This window comes from Nocardiopsis sp. TNDT3 (assembly GCF_003427465.1).
GTDB lineage: Bacteria > Actinomycetota > Actinomycetes > Streptosporangiales > Streptosporangiaceae > Nocardiopsis > Nocardiopsis dassonvillei.
Genome location: NZ_QPFC01000369.1, coordinates 1 through 9435, shown reverse-complemented (window position 1 = coordinate 9435; position 9435 = coordinate 1). Strand labels below are relative to the sequence as shown.

At 73.6% G+C, this 9435-nt stretch carries 7 protein-coding genes and 1 riboswitch; of the genes, 1 reads left to right on the top strand and 6 read right to left on the bottom strand.

Annotated features, from left to right (window positions below):
• Window positions 1-47: 47 nt before the first annotated feature.
• The 4 genes from thiD to DQW06_RS09805 all read right to left on the bottom strand — a co-directional run bounded on the left by thiD (window position 48) and on the right by DQW06_RS09805 (window position 4886).
• On the bottom strand, window positions 48-851 hold the full coding sequence (gene thiD / locus DQW06_RS09820) for a bifunctional hydroxymethylpyrimidine kinase/phosphomethylpyrimidine kinase (RefSeq protein ID WP_013151659.1): 804 nt from the start codon (window positions 849-851) through the stop codon (window positions 48-50).
• Window positions 839-937: riboswitch (TPP riboswitch) on the bottom strand. Its footprint overlaps the gene before it by 13 nt.
• A 142-nt stretch (window positions 938-1079) precedes the next feature.
• Window positions 1080-1775, bottom strand: a complete 696-nt coding sequence (locus DQW06_RS09815; RefSeq protein WP_013151660.1) for a DedA family protein — start codon at window positions 1773-1775, stop codon at window positions 1080-1082.
• Between the two features lie 19 nt (window positions 1776-1794).
• Window positions 1795-2724, bottom strand: coding sequence for a DUF368 domain-containing protein (locus DQW06_RS09810; RefSeq protein WP_117198322.1), 930 nt, complete (start codon window positions 2722-2724; stop codon window positions 1795-1797).
• A gap of 488 nt (window positions 2725-3212) precedes the next feature.
• A complete protein-coding gene (locus DQW06_RS09805; RefSeq protein ID WP_013151662.1) occupies window positions 3213-4886 on the bottom strand; it encodes an acyl-CoA synthetase in 1674 nt (557 codons plus the stop codon).
• Between the two features lie 361 nt (window positions 4887-5247).
• Between DQW06_RS09805 and rocD the strand changes: the two genes are divergently transcribed.
• Complete coding sequence (rocD, locus tag DQW06_RS09800; RefSeq protein WP_013151663.1) at window positions 5248-6522, top strand: ornithine--oxo-acid transaminase; 1275 nt, start codon at window positions 5248-5250, stop codon at window positions 6520-6522.
• A gap of 29 nt (window positions 6523-6551) precedes the next feature.
• Here rocD and DQW06_RS09795 read toward each other — a convergent pair whose 3' ends face one another.
• Both DQW06_RS09795 and DQW06_RS09790 read right to left on the bottom strand, forming a co-directional pair.
• A complete protein-coding gene (locus DQW06_RS09795; RefSeq protein ID WP_117198321.1) occupies window positions 6552-7934 on the bottom strand; it encodes an SGNH/GDSL hydrolase family protein in 1383 nt (460 codons plus the stop codon).
• 51 nt (window positions 7935-7985) lie between these two features.
• Entirely contained in the window at window positions 7986-9209 is a 1224-nt protein-coding gene (locus DQW06_RS09790; RefSeq protein WP_117198320.1) for an aminotransferase class I/II-fold pyridoxal phosphate-dependent enzyme, read from the bottom strand.
• Window positions 9210-9435: the final 226 nt, after the last annotated feature.

Here is a 9435-nt window from a genome sequence, read left to right as displayed (position 1 = left end):
GCGCGGAGCCGGTCCCCCCTCGGCGTTCCCTCATCCGGACGCCGCTGCTACCACCAGGCGTGGAAGTGGTGCACCGGGCCCTGCCCGCCGCCCGCGTCGATCTCGTCGGCGCGCCGGATGGCCTCGGTCAGGTAGTCCTTGGCGTCGCCCACAGCGGCGGCCACGTCCGGCCGCTGCGGCAGCAGGGCCGCGATCGAGGAGGACAGCGTGCACCCGGTGCCGTGCGTGTTGCGGGTGACCACCCTCGGGGCGCGGAACTCGACCGGGTCGGCGTCCCGGGCGACCAGGACGTCGACGCTCTCCCCGCCGGGCAGGTGGCCGCCCTTGAGCAGGACCCGGCGCGGGCCCAGCTCCAGCAGCCGCCAGGCCTGGGCGCGCATGGACGCCAGGTCGGTCGCCTCGGGCTCCTCCAGCAGGTCCGCGGCCTCGGGCAGGTTCGGGGTGACCAGGTCCGCGCGGGGCAGGAGCTTGGTGCGCAGCGCGTCGACGGCCGAGGCCTCCAGCAGCCGGTCCCCGCTCTTGGCGACCATCACCGGGTCCACCACCACGTTCGGCAGCGCGTGGCGGTCGATCGCCTCGGCCACGGCCTCGGTGACCTCCGAGGTGCCCAGCATGCCCACCTTGACCGCGTGCACGACGGCGTCGGCGAAGAGGGTGTCCATCTGGTGGGCGACGAAGCGCGCGGGGATCGGGTGGACCCCGGTGACGCCGAGCGTGGACTGGGCGGTCAGCGCGGCGATCACCGTCATCCCGAAGGTCCCGTGCGCGGAGAAGGCCTTGAGGTCGGCCTGGACGCCCGCGCCCCCGCTGGGGTCGCTGCCGGCGATGGACACGATGTTGTACGCGCTCATGGCGTTCCTTCGCTAGTGCTAACTAGGGCAGGTTCGACGGGTGTGCTCTCAGCCGGGAACGTGTCCCGGCACCCCGCGCCTCCGGAGCCGCCTCGGCGGCCCCGGTCATTATGTGTCTGTGGTGCGTTCCGGGCAGGATACCCACACAAGCGCGAAGGGGTCCGCCCGGGTACGCGGGCGGACCCCTGGAGGGTTTTCACGGGGGACGGAACCCGGGGGAAAGGCGCCTCAGGCGGAGGTGCCCTCGGTCCGGCGGGCCCTGGTGCGCTTGTAGACGCGGGCCAGGATGAACCACAGCACCAGCAGGCCGATGATCACGACCACGATGTTGCTGATCACGCCGCTCCACTGGGCGAGGATGGGCTCGATGGCCGGGCCGAAGACGTAGCCGAGGCCGATCCAGATCGTGTTCCACACCGCCGAGCCGATGACCGTGTACAGCGAGAACTTGAACAGGGGCATCCGCTCGATCCCGGCGGGCACCGAGATGAAGCTGCGGACCAGGGGCACGCACCGGCCCAGCAGGACGGCGACGCCGCCGAAGCGGGTGAAGAAGCGCTCGGCCTTGTAGAAGTCCTCGATCTCCAGCAGCGGGGTCTTCTCGACCAGCCAGGCCGTGCGCTCGCGGCCCAGGAGCGCGCCGATCGCGTAGAAGCCCCACGCGCCGACCAGGCAGCCGATCGTCGCCCACAGGATGGCGAGCCACACGTTCATGTGCCCGGCGTAGGCGAGGAACCCGGCGCCGGGCAGGACCGCCTCACTGGGCATCGGCGGGAAGAAGGTCTCGATGAACAGCGCCACGCCGACACCGGGTTCGCCCAGGGTCGTCATCAGGCTCAGGACCCACCCGATGAACCCCTCGTACTCGTGGGCGACGTCGACGTCCGTCGTCGAGGCCGCGGTCATCAGCAGATTCGTTGTCATGCGGTTGTCGTTCCCGTTCTCAGACGTGGGTGGGGGTCCGGTGGAGTCCGGCTTCCTCCATGTGGAGGCGCTTGCGGCGCTCCCAGACGATGGCCGCCGCCACGATCGCGAAGCCGACCGCCATCAGGCCGACTGTCACCGGGACGTCGGTGGGGGCCAGGAACGTGCGGTCCTCGTCCTGCCAGGGCCACAGGGCGCGCAGCGAACCGGCCATGAGGCCGGTGAGGACCACCAGGGTCATGTGGTGGAAGTTCTCCAGCAGGTGCTGGAGCAGCTTCACGAACAGCGACAGGCCCGTGAGCATGCCGAGCGCGAACACCGAGAGGTAGGCGATGTCCATGTCCCCGACCGCGCTGATCGTGGGTTCGTACAGACCCAGCGTGAGCAGGATGAAGGATCCGGACAGCCCTGGCAGCACCAGGGCGCAGACGGCCACCGCCGCGGCGAGGAAGACGACGACCGGGTGGGTGGGCAGGTTGGCGCCGGGCAGGCCGGTGAGGAAGAACGCGCCCGCGGCGAAGACCAGGGCGACGAGGTAGTGCCAGGCCCGCCACCTGTGGCCCGCACCGGTGTAGGGAATCCACAGGCAGGCCAGGACCAGGCCGAAGAACAGCGCGTACGCGTACTGGGTGTGCGACTCGACCAGCGGGGCGAGGACCACGGCCGCCATGCCGAGGAAGGCCACCATGCCGACGAGCGCGGGGACCAGCACGCTCCAGTCCACCTGGCGGAACTGCTCCTGGGCGCGCTCCCTCCCGCGTCCGCGCGGGACGTCGGTGACGTAGCGCCTGACACCGCTGACCATGTGGCCGGCGCCGCCGATGAGCTTGTCGTAGAGACCGACGATGAGGGCGACCGTGCCGCCGCTGATACCGGGAAGGGCCTCCGAGGCGCCCACGGCGCCGCCGCGCACCGCGTTGAAGATGTAGCTGCCTACTGAGTTGGGCATCTGGGTTCTTGGGAGCGCTTCGGGCGGGGCCCGGGGAAGCGCGCCGTCCTCCGTCCTAGTGGTGTCACCGCACGCGCACCGTGTGCACGGGTGGAGGGGTGGGTCAAAGGTGGTCCTCGCGGTCCACGGCCTCGACCGGAGGCGGGGTGGGCCGGTCGGCCCCGGCCGGGAGTGTGCGAACCGGTCGGAGCGGGGGAGGGGAAACCGTGGGGCCTTGGACCAGGCGACGCCAGTCTAGCGGTGGCGGAGGGGGTCCAGAGCGGCCGACGGCCTGCGAAACCCCTGTTTCGGCTGGGTAAGTCCATATTGACCCTGTGCCCGAAATGAAGGGTCCGGTACCGCCCGGGTGCGGAGTTCCGCAGCAGACCGCCGAGGAGGCCGGCTGCCCGGCCGCGAGCGCCGTCTCCGGCACGGTCAGGCTCCCGTTCCGGAGTCCGGCCCCGGGCCCGTCGCGGAACCCGGCGGGGGTCCTGGGATCCGGAACGGGCTCAGGAAACGGTCGGGACGGCCGGAGCGGGCGCACCGGTCCCGGTGACCGACGCCGCCCACCGGTAGTCCTGCTTGCCGACCGCCGTACGCCGCACCCGGTCCACGAAGTGCACGGTGCGCGGCACCTTGAACCCCGCCAGCCGCACACGGCAGTACGCGCGCAGTTCGGCCTCCTCCAGACGGGCGTTCGCGGCCAGCGAGACCAGCGCGGTCACCCGCTGCCCGAGGTACTCGTCGGGCGAGGGCACCACGATGGCGTCCTCCACCGAGGGGTGAGCCTTGAGCGCGGCCTCCACCTCCTCGGGGTAGACCTTCTCCCCGGCGGTGTTGATCACCGCGCTGCCGCGTCCCAGCAGCGCGATCGAACCGTCGGCGTCCCAGGTCCCGAAGTCGCCCGACAGCGCCCATCGGCGCCCCTCGGCGTCGGTGGGGAAGGTGCGCGCGGTCGCCAGGGGGTCGTTGTAGTAGCCCAGCGGGATCCGTCCGGTGCGCGCGATCCGCCCCACCTCCCGCGAACCCGGGGGCAGCGGGCGCAGGGACGCGTCCAGCACCGCGATGCTGCCGCCCATGGTGAAGCTGCGGCTGCCCGAGGGGCCGGGCCCGGACGGGGCCTCCGCCGGACCGGCCGGTTCTGCGCCGGTCGCCGACCCGCACACACCCGTCTCCGAGCCACCGTAGGCGTCGGAGAGGGTCACGTCCTCGCGCCAGGCGTGCCACAGCGCGCGCACCGCCGGGGTGAGCGGGGTGCCGCCGGAGCGGATCGAGGCCAGATCAGGGCACAGCCCCGGTTCGGTGAGCAGGTGGCGGGCCAGCGGGCGGGCCATGGCGTCGCCCACCAGCTGGAGCACGTGCACGCCCTCCCGGTGCGCCGTCTCCAGCACCCGGTCCGGGCGGAAGCTGCGGTCGGTGGACAGCACCACCCGCTTGCCGCACAGCAGCATGCTCAGCGCGTTCCACTGCCCGGCCGCGTGCATGAGCGGGCCGAGGACCAGCATGCGCTGCTCGAAGCAGCGCGCGGCGCGCTCGGCCACCTCCTGCGGGGTCCGGGCGCTGGGCGTGCCCGGAGCGCGGCGCTCCAGGGCCGCGCGGAAGATGTCCGCCTGCCGCCACAGCACGCCCTTGGGGTAGCCCGTCGTGCCGCCGGTGTAGAGCAGGTAGTGGTCCTCGCCGCTGGTCGGGGGCAGGGCCGCGTCGTCGGGCGCCGAGGCCAGCGCCTCCTCGTAGTCGCGGCCCCGCGTCCCGCGCGCGGAGCCGTCCGCGACGAGCAGGACGTGGCGCAGCCGGGGCAGGTCGGAGCGGACCGTGGCCACCGCCCCGGCCAGCGAGTCCTCCGCGATCAGCGCGACCGCGTGCGAGTCGGCCAGGACGTGGCGCAGCTCTCCCGCGACGTAGCGGTAGTTGACGTTGACCGGGACCGCTCCCGCGCGCAGGATTCCCAGGAAGGACTCCACCCACTCGGCGCGGTTGAACGCCAGGACGGCGACGTGCTCGCCGGGGCGCACGCCCGCGCCGACCAGGTGGCGGGCCAGCCGCAGCGAGCGCTCGTGCAGGGCGCGGTAGGTGAGCCGCCGGGGACCGGCGACCAGGGCGGTCCGGTCGGGCACGGCCTCGGCGACCGCCGCGAACAGGCGGGAGAGGGAGAAGGGGGCGTCCGGGGACGCGGAGGTGGGCACGCCTGACCTCCCGGGCACGGTCGACGGGGCCGTCCACGGCTCGGGGCTCGCGGCGGCTGAGTGGCTGTTGGTGCGACCGTACCCCTCGGGGGAGGGCTCGACCGCCGTCGGGGCTGTGGAGCGCGTCACCAGGGGCGTTATCGCAGGTCACCATGGATGTGACGACCCCGCTCAGAGGGTGTGCGCGGCGTTTCGCGGACGGGTTTTCGGGCATCGCCCCCCAGCTGTGATCTCCCCCACCCCTTGTGGGCTCACCGGATCATCTGCTCAACTCTTGGGGACCCCCGCCGAAGGGGCGCGATCCGGCCCGACGGTGGGTATCAACTGTCTGACATCGGTCAATGGTGATCGGAGCGGCTAGATGGGCAACACCCAGAACCTGGGACAGCGGGACTCCGCCGGGAACCCCGGTGGAGAGGCACTCTCCGGCGCGGACCACATCGCGCTCGCACGCGCGCGGTCGGCGCACAACTACTCACCCCTTCCCGTCGTGATCGCCGAGGGCCGTGGCGCCTGGGTGACCGACGTCGAGGGCAGAAGGTACCTGGACTGCCTGGCCGGGTACTCCGCCATGAACTTCGGCCACCACAACCCCGACCTGCTCGCGGCGGCGCACCGGCAGATCGACCGGGTGACCCTCACGAGCCGGGCCTTCTACAACGACCAGTTCGGCCCGTGGGTCAGCGCCCTCGCCGACATGGTCGGCAAGGAGAAGGTCCTGCCGATGAACACCGGCGCCGAGGCGGTGGAGACCGGCATCAAGGTGGCCCGCAAGTGGGCCTACGAGGTCAAGGGCGTGCCCGAGAACGAGGCGACCATCGTCGTGGCGGGCGCCAACTTCCACGGCCGCACCACCACCATCGTCTCCTTCTCGTCGGATCCGGAGGCCAGGACGGGTTTCGGGCCCTACACGCCGGGTTTCCGGTCCGTGCCCTACGGTGACGCCGAGGCCGTCGAGGCCGCCATCGACTCCACGACCGCGGCGGTCCTCATCGAGCCCGTGCAGGGCGAGGCGGGGGTGATCGTGCCGCCGGCGGACTTCCTGCCCCGGGTCAGGGAGATCTGCGACCGCGAGCGGGTGCTGTTCATCGCCGACGAGGTGCAGTCGGGCCTGGGCCGCACCGGGACGATCCGGGCCTGCGAGCACAGCGGGGTGGTCCCCGACGCCTACCTGTTCGGCAAGGCGCTGGGCGGCGGCATCCTGCCGGTGTCGGCGATGGTCGCCGACGAGGACGTGCTCGGCGTCATCCAGCCCGGCCAGCACGGCAGCACGTTCGGCGGCAACCCGCTGGCCGGGGCGGTCGGGAGCACGGTCGTGCGGATGCTCACCGAGGGGCCCTACCTGGAGAACACACGCCGTCTGGGCGAGGTGCTCAAGCGCCGCCTCAAGGAGTTCGTCGGCGACGGGGTGGTGTCCGCGCGCAGCATCGGGCTGTGGGCGGGCATCGACGTCGACCCGTCGCTGGCCTCGGGCCGGGAGCTGTGCGAGCGCCTCGCCGACCACGGGGTCCTGGTCAAGGACACCCACGGCTCGACCGTGCGGATGTCGCCGCCCCTGGTGATCAGCGAGGAGGACCTCAACTGGGGTCTGGACCGCTTCGCCGAGGTGATCAAGGAGCTCCAGGCGGGCCGGTAGCGGCGACGCGGGGCCGACGCCCCCCCGGGTCAGGGGGCGTCGGCCTCGTTGCCGGGCGGCTCGGTGGCGAACTCCGGGTCCAGCGGACCGCCCAGTTCCGACCTCAGCTGCTCGGGATCGACCTTGTCCAGGGTCTCCCGGGCCACGTAGACCTCCCGCTCGGGGCCCTCGACGATCTGCAGCCGCACCCGCTCGGCGATGGACAGCTGCCCCTGGGCGGTGGGGTGGAAGCTCGCCCGGTCCACGCGCAGGCCCTCGCCCAGCTGCCCGAGCACGATCCCGTTCAGCCAGGCCGCGTCGGCGCTCACCTCGTGCCCGGTCAGGGCGGAGAAGGTGTTCACGTACTCCACGCTGCCGGTCTCGCGCCCGCCGTAGACGTCGCCGTCCACCCGGTAGACCGTGTCGCGGATGAGTTCGTTGAACCGCTCGGCCAGACCGTTCAGCCACAGCTGGTCGCTCCTGGTCAGCGTGTAGTACATGCCCGGGGGGTCCTCCGGGAACAGCCGCGGGTAGCCCAGCACCAGGACGCGGGCGTCGGGCGCGCGGTCGCGGACCTCCCCGAGGATCTCGGTCAGGGTCTCCTCGAAGGTCCTCATCCGCCTGTCGACCTCCTCCTCCTGCTCGACGCAGACGCTGCTCTCCAGGAGCGGCATCCGCACCATGCAGGTGCGCAGGACGGGGATGAAGCCCAGGTCGTTGCCGCCGATGCCCAGGGTCACCAGGGACGTGTTCTCGGTGACCCGGTCGATCTGCGACTCGGAGGTGCCGATCTGCTCGATCATCTCCGAGCCCTTGTGGCTGCTGCACGCGTAGAAGGCCAGCGAACCGGTGAAGTCGAACTCCTCGGCGACCACCCGGGGGTAGGCGTTCTCCGAACGCCAGCAGCCGCCCGCCTCGGCGGTGTCGGGGGCGTAGTCGCCCGCGCCGTCACCGGAGGAGTAGGAGTCGCCCAGGGCCACGTAGTTGCCCCACAGCGCGGCCTCCTCCGGCTCCATCCGGACCCGCCAGTCGGTCTGCTCCTCCTCGGTGATCGGGGGGAGCTCCTCGGCCGGGCACACGCCGTCGGTGGTCTCGCACCACAGGGCGACCAGGCCCTCGCGGGTGGCGGGCAGCGCCAGGACGGCCACCATGACCAGGATCAGCGTGACCGAGACGGCGATCGCCACCCGGGACCGCCGACGCCGTCGGCGCGGGCGCCCGTCCCCGCCGGAGTCGTCCCCGCCGCCGTCGCCGGCCCCGTCACCGGAACCGGCGCCGCCGTCCGAGCCGCCGGTGCCGCCCGGTTCCGCGCCGGTCGCGCCGTCGTCGGATCCAGCGGTGTCCGCCGGACCGCCGGTGCCGTTCGCGTCCTCGCCGCAGGGGTCCGCGGGGACCGGCTCCGGCGCCTCGGGGCCCTCACCACGTGCTGACACGGCCGCTATCGCCTCCCCGGGTCCCGGCGGACTGTCGTCACCTCCGCAAGACTATCCGGGACGGTTCGCCGCGATGACGTCCACGACCCGGTCGAGGTCGGCCCCGCCCAGCGTCGCCCGGGCGGTCAGCCGCAGCCGGGACCGGCCGTCGGGGACCGAGGGCGGGCGGAAGCAGCCCACGCGCACGCCCGCGGCCAGACAGGCGTCGCGCCAGGCCAGAGCGGCCTCGGGGGAGGGCGCCAGCACCGACACCACGGCGGCGTCCGGGGTGCTCGCGGGCAGCCCGCGCCCGCGCAGCCCCTCCGCCAGCCGCCGCGCGCGGTCGCGTACCGCGTCGGCCAACCAGGGCTGGGCGCGCAGCACGCGCAGCGCGGCCAGGGCCGCGCCCGCCGAGGCCGGAGCCAGGCCGGTGTCGAAGACGAACGTGCGCGCGGTCTCGGTCAGGTGGCGGACCACCCGGTGCGAGCCCAGCACCGCGCCGCCCTGGGAGCCCAGCGACTTGGACAGGGTCACCGACACCGCGACGTCGTCCGCGCCGCGCAGTCCGGCGGCGGTCGCCGTCCCGCTCCCGCCGTGCCCCACCACGCCCAGGCCGTGCGCGTCGTCCAGCAGCAGGGCGGCGCCGTGCCCGCGGGCCGCGCGCGCCAGGGCGGCCGCGTCGGTGAGGTCGCCGTCCACGGAGAACACGGTGTCGCTCAGCAGCAGGGCCCGTCCCCCGGCGGTCGCGAGCGCCTCGGCGGCCCGGTCGGCGTCGGCGTGGTCGTAGAGGGCCACGCGCGCCCCAGAGGCCCGGGCCAGCCGGGTGGCGTCGATGAGGGAGGCGTGGTTGTGCCGGTCGCACACCAGCAGGGGAGGGGCGCCGCCGTCCGGCGCGGCCAGCGCGGTGACCATAGCCAGGTTCGCCGCGTACCCGGAGGAGAACACCAGCGCGGACTCCGTGCCGTGGAAGTCGGCGAGTTCGCGCTCCAGTTCCCGGTGCAGGCCGGTGTCCCCGGTGACCAGCCTCGATCCGCCCGCGCCCGCGCCCCACACGCGGGCGGCGTCCCCGGCGGCGGCCACCACGTCCGGGTGGCGCAGCAGCCCGAGGTAGTCGTTGCCCGCAAGGTCCAGCAGGCCGTCGGCCGCGGGCCGTGGCGTGGCGCGCCGCGTCAGCCCGGCCTCGGCGCGTGCGCGGGCGGCGCCGTCCAACCACGCGAAGGGGTGTCCCGGCGGCAGCGCCCGGGCCGTGGCGCGCAGGGGCCACGGGCGGCGGGTGGGGGCGGCGGTGCTCGGCATAGGCGGGACGGCCTCCTGGGTCGTGGGCTCGGTCGGGCCGGGAGGCGAGGGCGCGTCCCCGGCGGGGACCGACCCAGCGGCGGCCAATCCCGCTGGGGCGGTCCGGTCCTTCGTGCCAGGGAGGCGTCTACGACTCTGCCCTCCCGCGCACCCGCGCGTCATTCGCCGAAGCCCACAAAGATCCGCCCGGATTCCTGGTGGGGCCGCACGGGGGCGCGCGCGGGCG

Bases quoted from the DNA above. Each gene is read 5' to 3' on its own strand.
- thiD (WP_013151659.1), bottom strand. From the start codon at position 851: ATGAGCGCGTACAACATCGTGTCCATCGCCGGCAGCGACCCCAGCGGG.
- DQW06_RS09815 (WP_013151660.1), bottom strand. From the start codon at position 1,775: ATGACAACGAATCTGCTGATGACCGCGGCCTCGACGACGGACGTCGAC.
- DQW06_RS09810 (WP_117198322.1), bottom strand. From the start codon at position 2,724: ATGCCCAACTCAGTAGGCAGCTACATCTTCAACGCGGTGCGCGGCGGC.
- rocD (WP_013151663.1), top strand. From the start codon at position 5,248: ATGGGCAACACCCAGAACCTGGGACAGCGGGACTCCGCCGGGAACCCC.
- DQW06_RS09790 (WP_117198320.1), bottom strand. From the start codon at position 9,209: ATGCCGAGCACCGCCGCCCCCACCCGCCGCCCGTGGCCCCTGCGCGCC.